This window comes from Gemmatimonadota bacterium, assembly GCA_041390125.1.
GTDB lineage: Bacteria > Gemmatimonadota > Gemmatimonadetes > Longimicrobiales > Gaopeijiaceae > JAGQIF01.
Genome location: JAWKQN010000005.1, coordinates 83,944 through 101,630, shown reverse-complemented (window position 1 = coordinate 101,630; position 17,687 = coordinate 83,944). Strand labels below are relative to the sequence as shown.

The 17,687-nt window shown below is 72.0% G+C and carries 11 protein-coding genes; 2 read left to right on the top strand and 9 right to left on the bottom strand.

What is annotated here, in order from left to right; genetic code table 11:
- Nucleotides 1–61 precede the first annotated feature (61 nt).
- The 9 genes from R3E98_05395 to R3E98_05355 form a co-directional block, all read right to left on the bottom strand.
- Nucleotides 62–2,194 carry a sulfatase gene (locus tag R3E98_05395; protein ID MEZ4422821.1) on the bottom strand — a complete coding sequence of 711 codons (2,133 nt, stop codon included), beginning with the start codon at nt 2,192–2,194 and terminating at the stop codon, nt 62–64.
- Between the two features lie 58 nt (nt 2,195–2,252).
- Nucleotides 2,253–4,214 (bottom strand): hypothetical protein, encoded by a 1,962-nt coding sequence (locus tag R3E98_05390; GenBank protein MEZ4422820.1) that lies wholly within the window; start codon nt 4,212–4,214, stop codon nt 2,253–2,255.
- A 261-nt stretch (nt 4,215–4,475) separates the two neighbouring features.
- The gene (locus tag R3E98_05385) at nt 4,476–6,548 is read right to left on the bottom strand and encodes a hypothetical protein (GenBank protein ID MEZ4422819.1); all 2,073 of its coding nucleotides are present in this window, start codon (nt 6,546–6,548) and stop codon (nt 4,476–4,478) included.
- A complete protein-coding gene (locus R3E98_05380; GenBank protein ID MEZ4422818.1) occupies nt 6,545–7,366 on the bottom strand; it encodes a sugar phosphate isomerase/epimerase family protein in 822 nt (273 codons plus the stop codon). Before R3E98_05380 ends, R3E98_05385 begins: the two co-directional genes overlap by 4 nt.
- Nucleotides 7,363–8,139 (bottom strand): pyridine nucleotide transhydrogenase, encoded by a 777-nt coding sequence (locus R3E98_05375; protein MEZ4422817.1) that lies wholly within the window; start codon nt 8,137–8,139, stop codon nt 7,363–7,365. Before R3E98_05375 ends, R3E98_05380 begins: the two co-directional genes overlap by 4 nt.
- Nucleotides 8,136–8,978 carry a glycosyltransferase family 2 protein gene (locus R3E98_05370; protein ID MEZ4422816.1) on the bottom strand — a complete coding sequence of 281 codons (843 nt, stop codon included), beginning with the start codon at nt 8,976–8,978 and terminating at the stop codon, nt 8,136–8,138. Before R3E98_05370 ends, R3E98_05375 begins: the two co-directional genes overlap by 4 nt.
- The gene (locus R3E98_05365; protein ID MEZ4422815.1) at nt 8,975–9,964 is read right to left on the bottom strand and encodes a glycosyltransferase family 2 protein; all 990 of its coding nucleotides are present in this window, start codon (nt 9,962–9,964) and stop codon (nt 8,975–8,977) included. Before R3E98_05365 ends, R3E98_05370 begins: the two co-directional genes overlap by 4 nt.
- Nucleotides 9,961–11,100, bottom strand: a complete 1,140-nt coding sequence (locus R3E98_05360; GenBank protein MEZ4422814.1) for an FAD-dependent oxidoreductase — start codon at nt 11,098–11,100, stop codon at nt 9,961–9,963. The genes R3E98_05365 and R3E98_05360 overlap by 4 nt, the downstream gene beginning before the upstream one ends.
- 107 nt (nt 11,101–11,207) lie before the next feature.
- Nucleotides 11,208–12,770 carry a hypothetical protein gene (locus tag R3E98_05355; protein MEZ4422813.1) on the bottom strand — a complete coding sequence of 521 codons (1,563 nt, stop codon included), beginning with the start codon at nt 12,768–12,770 and terminating at the stop codon, nt 11,208–11,210.
- A 99-nt stretch (nt 12,771–12,869) separates the two neighbouring features.
- Between R3E98_05355 and R3E98_05350 the strand changes: the two genes are divergently transcribed.
- On the top strand, nt 12,870–14,906 hold the full coding sequence (locus R3E98_05350) for a S9 family peptidase (protein MEZ4422812.1): 2,037 nt from the start codon (nt 12,870–12,872) through the stop codon (nt 14,904–14,906).
- Between the two features lie 279 nt (nt 14,907–15,185).
- Nucleotides 15,186–17,621 (top strand): serine/threonine-protein kinase, encoded by a 2,436-nt coding sequence (locus tag R3E98_05345; GenBank protein MEZ4422811.1) that lies wholly within the window; start codon nt 15,186–15,188, stop codon nt 17,619–17,621.
- Nucleotides 17,622–17,687: the final 66 nt, after the last annotated feature.

Genomic DNA, 17,687 nt, shown 5'->3' with positions numbered 1-17,687 from the left:
GACGTGCGCCGCACGTCGGCACCACGCCCGGGATCCCGGCGGCGGATCCGTCGCTTCTGCCTCAGTGCGACCCCGACCCCTCCGCGCCCTGCTTGACCAGCGCGGCCCGCAGGTGCGCCCGCAGCCCGGGCAGACGGGCCGCGAGGGTATCCACGGCGATCAGGTCCCGCTCCTCCCACGGGTCGGTCGCCAGATCGTAGAGCTCCTCGACCCCGTCCCCGTTGAGGATGTAGTGCAGGTTGTCCACCACGATGGACTTCATGGGTCCTCTGCGGATCGGCCCGACCTGGTTGACGAGGAAGCTGGGCATCGCCTCCGAAAGGGCCGTTTGCGGCCCCGGTCGCGGGGCCAGGAGCGAGTGTCCGGGGAAGGCCACGTTCTCCTCCCCGAGGAGCGCCAGTACCGTCGCGGGCAGGTCCTTCAGCGTGGCGGTGGCTTCGGACCGGAGCCCTTCCGGCACTCCGGGCCCCGCCAGCAGCAGCGGTACGTGCACGAGCGGTGTGTACAGGCTGTTGGCGTGGTCGATGATGGACCGCTCGTGGAAATGCTCTCCATGATCCGCCGTGACCACGACGATGGTGTTCTCCAGGCGGCCGCGCCGGTCGAGCTCCTCGAGCAGGCGGGCGAACGCCCGGTCCATGGAGAGGATCGACCCGTCATACATGTCGACCTCCTGCTGCTCGGAGCGCGTGAGCGCGCGCCAGCGGCCGGGCTCCACCATGACCGAATCCCTGGGGCTCTCGACGCCCATCTCGGCCGCTTCCCGCAGGAAGGCGTACTCGTACGGCATGTGCGCATCGAAGTAGTTCAAGAAGCCGAAGAACGGTCGCTCGGCCTCGAGATCGTCCACCCAGGCCAGGAACTCGTCGTTGACCTCATAGGCCAGCTTGCGGTCGAAGCCCACGCGCCCGCCCGGGATGCGCTCGCGCACCTTGTTCACGAGCCAGAACATGGCGCGCTGCGAGTAGAGCCAGGTCCGCCAGTTCGGCGGGTGATCGACGTACGTGAGGAAGCCCCGATCGATCCCGGAAGCCCGACTCGTATACAGCAGGTTGCCCACGAAGCCGCCGGATGCATACCCGCGCTGCGACAGCAACTCGGCGAGGGTGGGATGCGTGTCGTCGAGCGGAGCGGCCCAGTTGCCGGACTGGTCCGAGTAGCCGTGCCCCGTCATCATGGCCGCGTGGGACGGCAGCGTCCACGGCGCGGTGCTGAAGGCGCGGTCCCACACCTGACCCCGTGCCGCCAGCGCCTCCAATCCCGGCGTGGTCGCGCGGACGTAGCCGTACAGGGACAGGTTCTGCGGTCGCACCGTGTCGAGGACCAGCAAGAGGATGCTCGGCGCGCCGCGCGGGGCCGCGGGCAGCGCCTCGAGCCCTCGCGCGCTGCGCCATCGCTCCAGCGGCTGGTGGAGCAGGAAGAGGGCGAGCACGCCGAGGGCGAGGGGTGGTGTCGTGGCCCGGACCACGCGGAGGACGCGCTGCGGCTCCTCCAGCCCGGCCCGGGAGAGGTGGACGCCCAGCCCGGCCGCCAGGATCCACAGGATGCCGGAGTGGATGCCCAGCTGGAGCGCCCGTACGGCGCTCCAGGTGCCGATGGCCACCAGGACCAGCACGATGACCCGCAGGGACAGCCCCCCGCGCCGGCCCCCCGCGAGCAGGAAGAGCGTGCCCGCCACCCCGAGCGACAGCACGGCGGAGGCGGTCGGCGTCATCCACCAGAAGTCCGGGTTGGACCAGTACTCGAAGATGCCTTCGCTGCGCACCTTGAAGGCCAGGCCCAGCGCCTCCAGCAGGCCCCACAGCAAGCCCACCCAGGCGGCCACCACCAGCGTGGTGCCGAAGCCGACCGTCGGCCCGGACTGCAGGAGGCGGCGACGCAGCCGGTCCGCCGGGCCGCGGAACGCAACGAGGGCGAGCCCGCCGAGGAGGGCCGCACCCAGCAGCAGGGTGCCCTGGCGGGCTCTCGCGCTCCACAGGGTCAGGTAGACGTCGACGTCGTTGCGCCCCTGACCCCCGATCAAGCGGTTGAAGATCGGGAGGCTCTCGCCCGCATACGCGGAGCGGATCAGACGAGGCGCGATCCCGTAGGCGGCAACGAGCCAGCCCACGAAGACCACGCCCGCCGCGAGGAGAAGCCAACGGAGCGGACCGCGTCCAGCCGCGGGCCCACCGGTCGGGGGTCGGGACGTCACCACTGCTCCTTGGACTGCGGGGGAGTCGGCTCAAGATGCCACGGACCGGGCCGTGGCTTCAATGCCGCTCCGGGATCCACGCCAGGACGCGGCCCACCGGGCCCCGCCCCTCGGCGTCCCACACCCGCACGTGGCGTGCCCCCGTGCCGAGCGGGATCCGTGCGTACGCCCACCCACCGGGGTCCTCCACCCGACGCAGGCTCCCGGGAGCCTCCTGCCACCCGGGGCTCTCCACCCCGAGGTGCACGGGCCCGTCCACGGGCGCGAGGCGCCAGCGCTCGTTCAGGATCAGCGTATCGCCCACCACCTCCAGCGACCGTAGCGGGCCCGCGTCACGCGGCGCGGAGCCGCGCACCACCAGCTCCAGCGGGGCGTCGGTGGGCTCCAGGTCCAGCGTGAGGTCGCGCGGGCCGACCGCCTCCCAGCGCGCGCGGTACCACGGCGTGGTCACCTCCCATCCCCTCGGGAGCAACTCCGGACCGAAGGAGGCCTCGCGCACCTGCTCGAGCGGCACGTCGTTGCTGGAGGCGATGCGGGCTCCGGTCACCGGATCACGCACCCAGACGGTGATCCCGAAGGTACCGGCCACCGGATAGGCGCTGCCGCCGGGCCCGTACCAGGCTCCGTCCAGCATCTCGGTGGCGGAGAAGCGATCGGACTCGGGGCGCTGCCAGTCGTCGCCGGGACGCTCCTCCATCGCCGCCCGCAGGCTGTGGTGGTAGGGCGCCCATGCGTCGAGGAACCCGGCGGCCCGGCTGAACTGCGTGAGGTTGTTGATGCCCCCGGCCACCAGGGCCAGCGCGGCCAGCGCCAGCACCAGCCGGGGGCGCGGACCCCGGGTCGCAAGGGCGGCCAGGACCACCAGCAGCGGGAGGAAGTGCGCGGAGTAGAGGAAGGTCTCGTCTCCGAACACCGCGTGCAGGACCAGCTGGGACAGCAGCGCCAGGAGCAGGAAGACGGTCAGGCGGCGGTGGCGCGGCGAGCGCAGACCGTGCACGACCCCGAGGACCAGCAGCGCCATCCAGGCCAGCGAAGCCAGCAGCCCCAGGAGCCCGGCGGAGCCGATCCCGGCCCGCTGGGTGAGCAGGAGCGGCCACTCCCCCACGTTGGGGAAATCGATCACGGCGATGGCCGGGAACACCAGGGTGTGCACGAACAGGCTGCGCGCCACGCCCAGGAAGCCGAGGGCGTCGGAGGGCAGGATCGCCGCCGTCTCGCTCCGACCCCGCGCCAGGAACCAGGTGGTGTCCGGAAAGATCCAGTCCTGCACCGACCAGAGCACGACGACGAGTGCGAATGCGTTGATCGCGATGCGTGGGACGGCGCGCCAGCCGTGGCGGGCGAGGGACGCCACCATTCCGATCACCCAGTTCGTCTTCGTCGTCGCCAGCATGGCGGCGCTGGCCAGCACGTCCCATTCGCCCCGCCGAAGGCGCCTGGCGCCGGCCGCCACGGTGAAGACGCCGAACGCGATGGCGAGCGAGCCGAAGGGAAAGGTCTCCGGCACGGTGAACCACGCCAGGGCCGAGGCGCTGGTCGCGCCCGCCGCAGTGAAGAGGAGGCTCCCGGCGAGGTTGAGGCCCATCAGCCGCAGGGACAGGAACAGGAGCACGGTCCAGAGCGCGCCGACCGAGGCGACCACGAGCCGCGCGGCCAGCGCGGGCTCGAGCCCGAGCACGGTGCGCAGGGCGTAGGTCGGCGCGTAGGCGAGCAGGGGGAAGGCCGGATGGTGCGAGGTGCGGGCGTGACCCACCCACCGCTGGGTCATGTCCTCGAAGACGCGCGTCAGGTCCGCCTGGAACCACACGTCGAACGTGGCCCGCTCGAGGAGGCGCGGATCGAGCCGCCCGGACAGGATCGCGAACAGGGCGAACGCAGCCAACCCGCACAAACCGGCCGTGGCCAGGTGACGGCCCCACCGCACGAGCGGCGGAGCCACGGAAACCAGGGGGGGCGCGGCAGGCCGCTCCGGCGGCGCGCTGGGCGCGCGCGTCGGAGGCGCGAGGACGGACCCGGCCATGGGTGCTCCTTTGTTGCCCGCGCCGATCTGACGAGGAGCGGCGCTGGCAGCAGGGTCGACCCGGCGGGGGGTGAGCGAACCGATTTCCGCTGGGGGGGCTGGGTCGACCGGGGGACGACCCAGAGATACTACGTATGTTTCCCGCAGGCCCGCAAGTCTTTGCGGGAGGGGCCGTTGACGGCGGCTGACGCAGACCGGGCGAACACGCGCGCCCGGGGGCCGAACGCCCCCGGGCCCGGGCGTGCCCCAGGCCCGGCGGTTCTAGCGCCCGCCTCTGCCCAGCGGCGCCGCCGTCGGGACCGTCTGGCGCACTGCCCGGGCGTCCAGCGGACCACCGGGGTCGGGACGCGTCTGGATCCCTCGCTCGGCCAGGAGGGTGCGGGCCGGGGTCGGGCCGGCGACCACCTCGAAGCCCGCCCCGGTGCGGGTCGGTCCGTCCAGCACCCACACCGGTCGGTCCCGGTATTCCCACAGCAGCCGCGCCACGGTGTCGTCGCTGCGTGCCCACGCGTAGATGGGCGCGTCGGCCTGCAGGTCCAGGGGATTGTAGACCACGGCCGACGCGTAGTCCGGATGCCGCCGACCCTGGACGAGGACGAGGCTGCGCCCGAAGTCCCGTTGGACCGCGAGCGTCCGCACGCCGGCCTCCATCCCTCGGTACCCGCGGTAGCGGTCCAGCGCACGCCAGGGCACGAACCCGATCAGCGCGATGACGGCCAGCACCGCCACCGGGGTGGACACGCGGTGCGCGGCCGGAGCCACCGCGCGCGCCAGCTCCTGCAGGCCCCGCGCGGAGAGGGCGTACAGGGGCGCCGCCCCCAGGTACCAGTAGCGGGCTCCGAAGTCGGCCCCGCCACTGAAGTAGTAGAGGCTCTGCACGCCGGCGACCCACACCAGGAAGCCGAGCAGGACGCCGTCCCCGCGACGCAGCCGCCCGAAGATCAGGAGCCACAGCAGGGGCAGCAGCGAGGCGACACCCCAGCCGAACAGGTCCACGTTGAGCTGGGTCAGGTTCAGGTTCGCGTTGAGGACCACGTCCAGGGGGCCGTGGCCGGCGAACGGGTCGAGCCCGTTGGGCCCCAGGCCGCGATCGGGACCGAAGCCGAGCGCGTTGACCCCGGGCCAGGCGGCCTCGTCCCAGAACCGCATGACGGGAAAGGTGCCGGTGTCGCCGGTCAGCGCCCGGTTGTAGGGCAGCGTGAGCCCGCCCACCACCGCCGTCGCAGCAGCCAGCAGCCCCGCCCGGACCGGCTGCAGGCGGCCGTCCCGGACCAGGGCCCGCAGCCCCAACGGCACGGCCAGCGCGAGACCGTCCAGCGGACGCGTGAGCCCCACCAGGCCGATGGCGACCCCGGCGGGAAGCGCCCATCCCAGCCGCCCCGTCCGCAGCCGCTCCACGGCCAGGGCGGCACCGAGCGCACAGGCGAGGGTGAAGGGATGGCTCATGAAGCTCATCCCGAGGAACAGGGTCCACGGGGAGACCGCGTAGAGCAGCGCGGCCAGCAGGGCCGCACGCTCCCCCACCCACGGCCGCAGCGCGCGATCCACCAGCAGGACGTTCAGGCCGGAGAGCAGCGGATTGACCAGCCACGCCGCGCCCAGCAAGGTCCCCACCGCCAGCGCCACAGGCCAGCCGGGCGCGAACGTGGAGTACCATCGGTCGGGCTCGAAGATCATCAGGTCCACCACGAAGCCCTCCGGTACCGGCGGTGGCGGCATCCAGAGGCGCCCCGCGGCGAACATCCGGGCCTGCAGCAGGTAGGCGAGCTCGTCCGGAACGTGGGGGTGACGCTGGTAGGCCAGCAGCGCGAGGAGCGCGCTGGCGCCGAACGCGAAGGCAGCCGCGGCTCCGAGCGCGACCCGCCGCCAGCGGGGCGCACCGCCGGCATCGCGATCGAGGAGCGTGGCCAGACCCGCGCCGGTGCCCAATGGCAGCGTCAGCGCCAGCACGATCACGTTGCCGAAGGCCACGGCCTGCAGGAACGAGGAGAAGACCATCTCCTGGACCCAACCGACCGGGTCGCGCGCGACCGTGGCGCTCAGAGCGACGAGCGCGGCGATGAGCACCGCGCCCCGTGGCGTGGCGAGCGGCTGCAGCGCCGCACCGAGCGCGGAACGCCGCTGCAGGAGCCCGATCCCGACCACCGCCGCCTGCACGGCGAGGATCAGCGTGGGGACCCAGGAGGGCGCCGCGATGAGGCTCTCCCAGGTGCGGTAGTGCGGGAAGCGCTGCGGCGTCCCCTGGATGACGAGCTGCAACGCCGAGACGTGGCCCAGCACCAGCAGCGCGGCCCATCCGGCGGCTCCGCGCGCCGAGCGTCCCGGTGCGCTCACCGGGGCTCCCCGTAGGCGGCCACGACGCGGCGCGCCGCGTCGGCCACGCTGTCGACCGGATCGCGCTCGGCGTCCCGCCGCATCTCGATGGAGATCCAGCCCTCGTACCCGACGTGCCGCAGGGCGTCCGCCACGGCGTGGTGGTCCAGGCGCGACGCACCGACCGGCGCGAGGTACGGCTCGCTCACGTGCACGTGCCGCAGCACATGCGCGCTCCGCGCCACCCACTCCGTCACGGGCTCGCCGGCGATCTGCATCCCGCCCAGGTCGAGGTGGGCTCCGAAGGCCGGGTGGTCCACGGCCTCGACCAGATCGACCATGTCGTGCGTGTGCGTGACGAAATCCGCGCCGTACTCCGACGGATTCGCCTCGAGCACGAGGACGGTCCCGAGCGGCTGGATGGCCTCGGCCACGTCGCGGAAGAAGACCACGGCCAGCCCCCGCGCCTCGGCCGGGCTCAGCGTGCCCTTGAGACGGTTCTTCGGCGACCCGAACACCAGCGGGCCGGCGCCCAGCTCGGCCGCCAGGCGCGCGACGCCGACCAGGTGTGCATGCAGCGCCGTGCGCACGCCCTCGTCCGCGAACAGCTTCAGATCGTCACGCCCGTACAGCAACGCCTGCAACGACGAGACCTCCAGCCCGCGCTCGGCCCACGACGCGCGGTAGGCGCGGGCCTCGTCGGGCGGCACCCGGGCCGGGTCGGCCCACCGCGTCGTGGGCGCCACCTCAACCGCTTCGACCCCGAGGCTCGTGAGCACGTCGGCTGCACGCGCATCGTCCTCCGGGGCCCAGGCGATGTTGGAGACGCTCACCCTCACGGCCGCACCCATCCTTCCGACGCGGCGTACCGCGCGATGCGCTCCAGCACGGTGGGGGCGTCCTCGAGGTAGCCGTCGGCACCACCCAGGGCCGCCGCGTGTCGGGTCCGCATGTCGTAGCGCGCGGGCCCCGCCTCCGTGTGGTTGTCGAAGCGGAGCCCGAACCCGTGCGCGGCCACGTCCGCGACCGAGACCGGCTCGGTGGGCAGGTTCACGAGCGGGAGCCCGAGCGCGCGCACGGCCTGCAGGTCCGCCCACAGCCGCTCCAGGTCGTAGAACTGGAACACGCTCCTGGCATCGACCTGGTCCAGCAGGTTCCCGTGCAGGAAGTCGTAGATCACGTTCTTCTTGAGCCCGGCCCCGAACAGCCCGGGCAGACGGACGATCGTGCTGTCGAACCGCCCCTCCACGAAGCGCTCCAGCGCGCGGCGATGCGTGCCGTACGCGTGATTCGGCACGCCGTCCACAGGCGTCGCCTCGTCCACGTCCACGGGCTGCGCATAGACGTCGACGGTGGAGATGAGGATCACATGGTCGGCGTGCGCGCGGCCCAATGCATCCATCAGGCGATCCAGGTTGGCGCGGTCGGCATCCGGATCGCGGTTGGCCTTCCACTTCACGGCCGGCGCGCCGGCGCAGACGACGAGCCCGTAGTCACGCCCCGCAATCTGCTCGATGTCGGTGGAATGGAAGCGGTCGTCGAAGTCCGTCTGGCGGAGGAGCGTGCCTCCCACCAGCCCGGTCGAACCGATCAGCGCGGTACGGCCGCTCACGCGGACCTCCGTGGTGGGGGGGAGCCCGGCTCCGGATCGAAGCGATGCCGGCAGGCCGACCACAGGCGTTCGAGCACCGTCAGGCTGCCCCGGATCGGCGTGATCTTGGTCGGTGTGGGTCCCTTGGCGGGATAGGCGCGCGTGACCGGGACCTCACGCACGTCGAAGCCCAGCTCTCCGGCGCGGATCGCCAGGTAGTAGTGGAGCTCGTACCCGCCGAAGACGTCCCGGAACGGCGCCACCCGCGCATCCGTCAGGAAGCGACGGCTGTAGGCGCGAAACCCGTTGGTGGTGTCCGTGTAGCGGCGGCCCGCGGCAAGGCTGATCAGCGGCGCGTGCAGGAACCGGACCCCCACCCAGCGAAGCGGGGGCGTGCGGATGGCCTGGCCGCCGGGCACCCACCGCGAGCCCTGGACGTGGTCGGCCCCGTCGTCGAGGGCGGCCACGAAGCGCGGCACGGCGGCGGGGTCGTCCTTGTCGTTCCCGTCCATGACGATCACGCCCTCGTACCCTTCAGCGAGCGCCCACGCCATGGCCATGCGCATCTGCGCCCCCAGACGACCGCTGTCGCGCTTGGTCAGGAGGGCTCGGATGGGCGTGCCCTCCAGGCGCTCGGGCGTCAACGATCCATCCGTGCTGCCGCCATCGGCGATGACGAGGTCCACGAGGTCGGCGGCCTCGCGCATGCGCCCGAGCTGCCGGTGGATGCGCTCGCCTTCGTTGAGCACGAAGACGCACAGCGCGTAGCGATGCGCCTTGGGTGCCCGCACCCAGGTGTCGTGCTGCGGGATCTGCCAGTGCGCGCGGTCGGCGGGGGGCGGCGAGGCGGAGGAGCTCACGGCACCGTGGATTCCGAGACCACGTTGCGGGTGCGCTCTCCCAGGACAGCCGTACCCTGGCGCTCGTCCTGCACCCAGTAGAGCGGGCGGGACTTCACCTCGTCGAGCAGACGGCCCACATATTCGCAGAGCACTGCCAGGATGAGGAAGACGAAGAAGAACATCCCCGCCGTCTGCGCGGACTGGGTGACCCACCCTTCGGCCACGCGGTCCTTGATGAGCAGCACGCCCACGATGTAGCCCATGTAGAGCACGTTCACGAAGGCCGCGAGCAGGCCCAGCACGCTGGCGATCCGCAGCGGACGGGTGGAGTTGGCCACCACGATGCCGGCCGCGAGGCGCAGGCTCTGGAGCAGCGTCTTACGGCGCGGCCGTGTGCGCCGCTGGATGGGATCGTAGAGGAACGCCTGGTTCAGGAACCCCACGTAGCCGCTCAGCGTGGTCAGATAGCGCGACCGATCGCGGATCTGCGTCAGGGCGTTGACGGCCTGACGACTGAGCACGCGCAGGTGGGTGGTATCGCGGGGGATCGAGATCCCGAGCAGGCCGCCGGCGAGTCCATAGAACAACCGGGCCCCGAGTCGCTGCAGCCAGGGCTCCCCTGCCCGGCTCCGCCGCACCCCGAAGACGACCCCGGCGCCCTGGCGGGCCTGCTCCACCATGTCCGGGATCACGTCGGGGGGATCCGAGTCGGGGAGCAGCACCACGACGTAGTCGCCGATCACCGTGTCCAACCCGGCCGAGATGGCGATCTCCTGTCCGAACCGTCGGGACAGCCGGACGAGCCGCAGGTCGGGGTGGGTGTCGAGCAGGCGTTGGGCGGCGTCGACCGTGCCGTCCGTGGAGCCGTCGTCGACGAGGACGATCTCATAGTGGCGATAGTGGTCCGACAGGACAACGTCCAGCTCGGCCACGACGGCGGCGAGGATATCGGCATCGTCGCGCAGCGGCACGATGACCGAGACGAAGGCGTCGATCCGGCTCACCCGCGGGCCTCCACGACCGGCGCGTCGACCGCCTCGAGCACGTCGTACACGTTGTCGATCTTCGAGCCCATGATCACGTGGAGACCGCGCAGCCCATGGTCGGCGCGGTAGAGGATGGGGCGACCATCGTCGACGTCGTTCTTGGGCAGCACCGTCTTGACCTCCCACAGCGAGTCCGCCGGTCGGCTCTGCGCCAGGGCCGGCACGTAGCGGCGGGCGTCCTGTATCATCTCGCGAACGCGGCTGCGACGGGCGTATCCCTCCAGGATGGCGTAGGGATCCTCCCACGCCTCGGTGCCGTCGCCCTCCGTCCACGCCGCGTGGGGAGTGTAGCGCACGTGGCTGAGCGAGTGCAGTCCCCGCGCGGGGAACGGCATGGTGGAGAAGAACGGGCCGCACATGACGGTGATGCCCAACGCCGCCAGCTCGGGGGCGGGTTCGATGAGGGCGATCTCGGCGATCTCGTGCTTGAGGGGGATGCGCGGGAGACCGGACGCGGCCAGCACATGGTTGGTGCGCGCGTAGGTGCACAGGAACACCTCGTCGGCCCCCAGCGTGCGCTCGTGCCCGGCGGCGTCCGCCACGTCCACCTCCAGCCCCGACCCCGGGCGCACCCGCACCGCCTCCCTCCCGGTGTGCACCTCCACGCCGGCGGCGTCCAGGGCGGCGATCATCCCGTCTCTCAGGACCGTGGCGTCGAAGGCGGGCTCGTCCACCAGGAAGACCGCCTCGATGCGCTCGGCATCGAAGAGCCGGCTCAGCGAAGGCGGCGCGGGGGCGAGCGGCGCGCCCACCCGCGTGCAGAAGCGCTCGAACTGGGCGGCGCTCACGTTGGAGAAGCCGCGCGCGATGGCGTACAGAGAGCGGAAGTCACCGACGACCGCGTCGGCGAACTCCCGCCGGAACCGGGGCAGGTTGACCCGCGAGCGGGCCGCGGTGACGACGCTGCGCGGGTAGTGATACCCGTGGTGGACGCGGGCCTGGTTGGCGTAGGAGGCCCGTCCGAGGAGGGAGGGGCCGCGCTCGACGAGCACCGTGCGGTGCCCGTGCCGGCGGGCCGACTCCAACGCCAGGGCGGCTCCGTAGAACCCGCCACCCACGACGATCCTCGAGCTTGCTCCACGCACTGGGGTCATCCCTCCCGGATGGGGTCTGGACGGCGTGAGGGCACGCAGAACCCGCGTCCCGTTGCAATAGTGGGGCCCCCGACGGGCGCCACGCCACGCGCCACGGGCGTCGGAGCTCAGGCCCCCGAGCGTTCGAGGCTGCGCGCCCAGTCCGCGAAACAGGAATCCGGCACGATGCGGAAGACCGCCACCCCGAGCGGCGGGCCCGTGCTGCCTTCGTAGCGCAGGACATCGGGGCAGGAGGACTGCAGCAGCGCGGCATCACGCGTGATGGGATAGGTGGATCCCCACAACAGCAGCAGCGTGGGCGCCTGGTCGCGGATGCGCTCGGCGAGGTAGGCCCCCGGCACATCGAAGAGCGGGCGGCCCCGGGCCTCGAACGGCGTGGCATTGGCCCCCGGGAGCCCGGTGAGCAGGAAGAGCCCGGCCGGGAGCGGCGCCAGCAGCCGGTCGTCCGGCCGCGCGTGCTCCGCCAGCCAGGCCGACGCCGAGGCGAGATAGCGGGTGTTCTCCCGCAGGAACCAGGCGGGATGCCACCGGGGCGCCTCCTCGGGCGGGGCCTCCAGGGCGGCCCGGCGCAGGGTGGCCTGGTGGTGCGCGACGCCGGCCGTGACCGCGAGCAGCACCACGAAGGCGGCGGCGGCCCGCCCCGCCCGCTCGCGGGGCGCGAGGCGCTCCACGCCCGCGGCGGCCACCAGGCCCAGCAACGGCAGCAGGATCAGCGCGAAGCGATCCTGCGCGTAGGGCCACACGAGGAGGATCCCGCCGAGCCCGGCCACGGCGGCGACCAGACCGACGTGCCGGCGGACGACGACCGGCAGCCCCACGAAGACCAGCCCCGCGAAGGCCGCGAGCAGGAGGCCGCCCACGAGCGGAGGACCGGCCAGGTGACGCGACAGCGCCTCGGCGTAGGTCATCGTATTGGCCAGCACGGTGCCCGGCGCGGACGCGAGGGCCTCCCCCACGCCCCCGAACCCCGCAGCCAGGTACGACAGCTCATCGGGCTCGACCGGACGCGTCGGCCCGGCCGCCGCGATCCGGACCCCCATGCCGGCCAGCAGGACGGCGAGGCCCACTCCCACAAGGGCGGCGGCCCGACGGACGCCCGCCGCCCGCCAGGGGAAGACCAGGAGCAGTCCGGCGACCAGGAGCAGGCCCTGGCTGCGGATCAGCGCCGCCGCCCCGAGGAGGGCGCCGGTGGCCAACGCCGCCCGCGTGCTCGTGGCCGCCCCCGGCCAGACCACGAGGGCGGCGACCGCGAGCAGCAGGAAGACCGGTTCGGACACCGGGAGCTGGAGGTACTGGACGCTTCCCTCCAGCAGGAGCGGGCACACGCCCAGCACCAGGAGCGGCAGGGCCGGCAGCCGGAGGCGCCCGCGGCCGAGCCACCACAGCAGGCCCCCGGCGGCGGCGGTGGCCGCCAGGCTCAGCCCGCCGGCAAGCGCCCACACCGCCGGCAGGGCGCCGCCCAGCCGCCACAGGACGGCGTGCAGCAGGGGAAGCCCGGGCGGATACTTCCCGTGCGGGAGCGCGCCCGGAGCGTAGACGGAGCGGTACCCGTCCCCCGCCGCCAGGGCCTGCCCCAGCCCCAGGTAGACGCCGTCGTCGGCGAAGGCGCCCGGGGCGAGCTCGGGCTGGTTGCGGAGCAGCAGGTACCCCAGCCCCACGAGGGCCGCCACCAGGGCGGCCTCCTGCCGGAGGAGCCGGCACGCGGGGGGTTCTGGTTGAGCCACGCCTCAGCCTCTAGCTTGCCCGGACCCACGGAAACAGGAGGAACGATGCACCGCCGCCATTCGTTGCTTGCTCTTTCCTTGATGTTCGTCTCGGGTGCCGGCGCGGTCGGCTCGTCCGATCTCGCAGCCCAGACGGGTCCGCAAGGAACGCTCCAACTGGAGACCTACCTGGACTGGGAATGGGTCTCCGAACCACGCCTCTCCCCCGACGGCCGCCAGATCCTCTACACCCGCTCGTACGTGGACCAGATGCGGGATCGGCGCGCCTCTGCCGTCTGGATCATGAACGCCGACGGCACCCGCAACCGCTTCCTCGTGGACGGCTCCTCGCCCCGCTGGTCGCCCGACGGCACGCGCATCGCGTACATGGACGACGGCGATCCCTCCGGCACGCAGATCTTCGTGCGCTGGATGGACGACGAGGGCGCCACCACCCAGATCAGCCGCACCGAGCGCGCCGCCTCCGACCTGCAGTGGTCGCCCGACGGTCGTTGGCTGGCCTTCACGATGTCGGTAGAGGACGAGCCGGAATGGCGCGTGCGGCTGCCCTCCCGTCCGGAGGGAGCGCGCTGGACGGAGGACCCCAAGGTCGTGGACCGGCTCTCGTACCGTCGCGACCGGCAGGGCTTCATCGACGACGGGTACTCCCACGTCTTCGTCATCCCGGCCGAAGGCGGCACGCCCCGTCAGCTCACGGACGGCGAGTGGAACCACCGGAGCCCGCGCTGGACCGCCGACGGCAGGAGCATCGTGTTCAGCTCGCTACGCGTCGAGGAAGCGGATCACGAATGGCGCGAGTCGGAGATCTACGCCGTGGACGTGGCCGGCGGCGCCATCCGGCAGCTCACGTCGCGGCGGGGACCGGACAACAGCCCCACGCCGTCACCGGACGGTCGCCTGATCGCCTACACCGGATACGACTGGACCGACGACACGTACATCACGTCCAAGATCTACGTGATGAACGCGGACGGCTCGCAGCCCCGCATGATCTCGGGCGACTTCGACCGTGACCCGGGCGATCTGATGTGGGCCCCCGACAACAGCGGCCTCTACTTCAACGTGAGCCACGACGGGGCGTCCAACCTGCACTTCGTTTCCGTGCGCGGTGGAGTCGAGCCCGTCACGCGCGGGAATCACATGGTGGACGTGGGCTCGATCGCCAACGGCGTGGCGGCCGCGACCATCACCACGTTCAACGATCCGGAGGACATCTACACCTTCCCGCTTCGGCAGCCCGACCGCGTCACGCGGCTGACCGAGGTCAACGCGGACGTGCTGGCCGGTGTCCGCCTGGGTGAGGTGGAGGAGATCCAGTACCGCTCCGTGGACGACTTCGAGATCGAAGGTTGGATCGTCAAGCCGCCGGATTTCGATCCGTCGCGCAAGTATCCGCTCATGCTCTCCATCCACGGCGGGCCCCACGGCATGTACAACGTGGGCTTCAACTTCGGGTGGCAGGAGCATGCCGCCAACGGGTATGTGGTCCTCTACACAAACCCGCGGGGAAGCTCCGGCTACGGCAGCGCGTTCGGCAACTCGATCAAGAACGCGTATCCGGGCAAGGACTTCGACGACCTCATGCGGGGCGTCGACGAGGTCATCGCCAAGGGCTACATCGACGAGCAGAACATGTTCGTCTACGGCTGCTCGGGTGGCGGCGTGCTCACATCCTGGATCGTGGGCCACACCAATCGCTTCGCGGCGGCCTCCGCCAACTGCCCGGTCACGAACTGGCTCTCGTTCGTGGGCACCACGGACGGGCCGAGCTGGTACCGCAACTTCGAGAAGCTGCCCTGGGAGGATCCGTCGGAGCACCTGCGCCGCTCCCCGCTCATGTACGTGGGGAATGTGGAGACGCCGACGATGCTGATGACCGGCGAGATGGACCTGCGCACGCCGATGCCGCAGACGGAGGAGTTCTATATGGCGCTGCGGCTGCGGAAGGTCCCGACGGCCATGGTGCGCTTCAAGGACGAGTGGCACGGCACGAGCTCGCGCCCGTCCAACTTCCTGCGCACGCAGCTCTATCTGCGCGACTGGTTCAAGCAGTACAGCAAGGGATCCAACGTGACGCAGTGACGCGGCCCGCGATCCCGGGGCGCTCCACCGTGGGCGCTCCGGGCGCCCGCGCCTCCTCGGGGCCGGGCGCGGCCACGGAGGCACCTGACGCACGAAGGCCGGGGCCGGTGGATCCCAGCGGATCCACCGGCCTCCGACGTTCCCGGGTCCCGCTCCACCCGCGACGCCCGTCCAGCGGAGTCCTTCGTACGCAGACCTCCTCACCCGCCGTTCGTCGCGATCCTGGCAGAGCCCAGGCCGGCGGACGCCGCTTGAGACCCGACCCGGAGATCGACCTCCATGTCCGAGACCCGCTGGACCCGCATCGAAGAGCTCTTCCTGGAGGCCCTGGAGCTGCCCCGGGACGCGCGGGCCGCCTTCCTCGACCGGGTCTGTGACGACCCCTCCGTGCGGGGGGAGGTGGACGCGATGCTGGCCGGCGAGGACGGAGCCGCCGAGCTGCGGGTGCTCGAGCGGCTCCCCCGCATGCAGCAGGGCCCGGCTGCGGGGACGCTTCCCCCCGGACACCGCCTGGGGCGCTACGAGATCGTGGAGCGCATCGGCCGGGGTGGCATGGGCGAGGTCTACCGCGCCGAGCGCATCGACGAGCAATACCGGCAGCAGGTGGCGCTCAAGGTGCTCCGGGGTGATCTGGCCACGCCGGCCCTGGAGGCGCGATTCCGGGCCGAGCGGCAGATCCTGGCCCGGCTGCAGCACCCCAACGTGGCCACGCTCCTCGACGGCGGCGCCACGATGGACGGGCGCCCCTGGTTGGTCATGCAGTTCATCGACGGTCTGCCCGTCACCACGTGGGCGGACGAGCACGGCCTGAGTGTCCCCCGTCGGCTGGCGCTGTTCGCGACGATCTGCGAGGCCGTGCAATACGCGCACACCAACCTGGTCGTGCACCGCGACCTGAAGCCGTCCAACGTGGTGGTCGACGAGGACGGCCGACCCTGGTTGCTGGACTTCGGCATCGCCAAGCTGCTGGCCGATCCGGAGACAGAGGGGGCCGCGCAGACCCGGGAGCTCCTGCTCGCCACCCCGGAGTATGCGGCGCCGGAGCAGCTCCGCGGGGGCTCGATCACCACGAGCACCGACGTCTACGCGCTCGGTATCCTCCTCTACGAGTTGCTCGTCGGCGCACCGCCGTTCCGGCTCGACGAGCCCGACGTGCTGGAGTTCCACCGCCGCGTCTGCGAGGAGCCACCCACACGCCCGAGCGAAGGCGTGCGGGCCTCGTCCCGACGCATCGCGTCGGAGCAGGCCACGGACATCGGCACGCTACGGAGCACCGGCGCGGCCCGTCTGGCGCAGACCCTGAAGGGGGACCTGGACCAGATCGTGCTCACCGCGCTCCGCAAGGAGCCGGGCCGGCGCTATCCCTCGGCGGGCGCGCTGGCAGAGGACATCCGCCGCTATCTGGCGGGCCTTCCGGTGTGGGCGCAGCCGGATTCACGCCGGTATCGATGGCGCACGTTCGTGCGCCGACATCGTGTGGGCGTCGCTGCGGCGGCCGCGTTCGTGGTCCTGCTCGGGGGATTCGCCGGCGCCATGGCGGTGCAGTCGGCACGCCTGGCAGCCGAGCGCGATCGCGTCCGTGTGGCCCTGACGCGGGCCGAGGAGGTACAGGAGTTCCTGGTGTCCTTGTTCGACGCCAGCGATCCGTTCCAGGAGCAGGGGCGTCTGTCCGCAGCGGACCTGTTGGCGCGCGGCGCCGCGCGCGCGGAGGCGCTGAGCGATCAGCCCGACGTGTACGCCGACCTGCTCGTCACCGTGGGGACGGCCTACCGGAATCTGGGGCAGTTCGCCGAGGCCGAGCCGCTGCTGCAGAGAGCACTCGCCGTTCGCAGGGATCTCCATGGCGACCTCCACGAAGACGTGGCCACCGTCGAAGGAGGCCTCGCGCTCCTCCACACGCAGCAAGGCGACTACGAGACGGCCGAGCGTGAGTACCGGGACGTCCGGGCCCACTTCCAGGCACTCTTCGGTTCGGGCCATGCCCAGGCGCTCAACGCCTCGCAGTCGATCGGGGCGATCCACGCCTCGCGCGGAGACCACGCACTCGCCGTCCCGTTCTTCCAGGAGGTGGTGGACCACTACCGCGGCGTGGACCTGGAGAGCCTGGACGAGGATGCGGTCTCCGCCTACGGGAATGCGCTCAACAACCTCGGGTTGACGCTCGTGCGGCTGGGCGAGCTGGACCGGGCCGAACCCTATCTGCGGGACGCGGTGGACCTGAATCGCAGCGTGCGCGGTGACACCCATCCCCTGGTGGCCACCAACCTCAACAGCCTCGCCACGCTCTACTTCCGGCAGGGGCGCCTGGAGGAGGCCGCCGCCTTGTTCCAGGACGTCCTGGAGCGGCGCCGGGCCCTCTACGGATCCGACCATCCGGACGTGGGGGCGCCGCTCAACAACCTCGCGCAGGTGCTGAGCCGCTTGGGCCGCTTCGAGGACGCCGAGGCCCACGCGCGCGAGGCCCTGGAGATCCAGCGTCGCCTGCAAGCACCCGGGCACCCGACGCTGGGGCTGGCGCTCAAGAACCTGGCGCGCCTGTTGGTGCAGAAGGGGGACGCAGCCGCAGCGGAGGCTCCGGCGCTCGAGGCCCTCGCGGTCTTCCAGGCCGCGTTCGGAGAGGAGCACGGCCAGGTGGCGGACGTGCGCCGTCTGCTGGTGGACGTCTACACCGCGCTGGGTCGGCCGGAGCGCGCCGCAGTCTACGCGGGCGGGTAGCCCGGCGCAGGCTTCGCGAGAGGGGGCGCGGGCCCCGCCGACGAACACCCTGGGGCACCCGCGAAG

Coding starts and splice junctions, on each gene's coding strand:
- R3E98_05390 (MEZ4422820.1), bottom strand. CDS start 4,214: ATGGCCGGGTCCGTCCTCGCGCCTCCGACGCGCGCGCCCAGCGCGCCG.
- R3E98_05360 (MEZ4422814.1), bottom strand. CDS start 11,100: ATGACCCCAGTGCGTGGAGCAAGCTCGAGGATCGTCGTGGGTGGCGGG.
- R3E98_05350 (MEZ4422812.1), top strand. CDS start 12,870: ATGCACCGCCGCCATTCGTTGCTTGCTCTTTCCTTGATGTTCGTCTCG.
- R3E98_05345 (MEZ4422811.1), top strand. CDS start 15,186: ATGTCCGAGACCCGCTGGACCCGCATCGAAGAGCTCTTCCTGGAGGCC.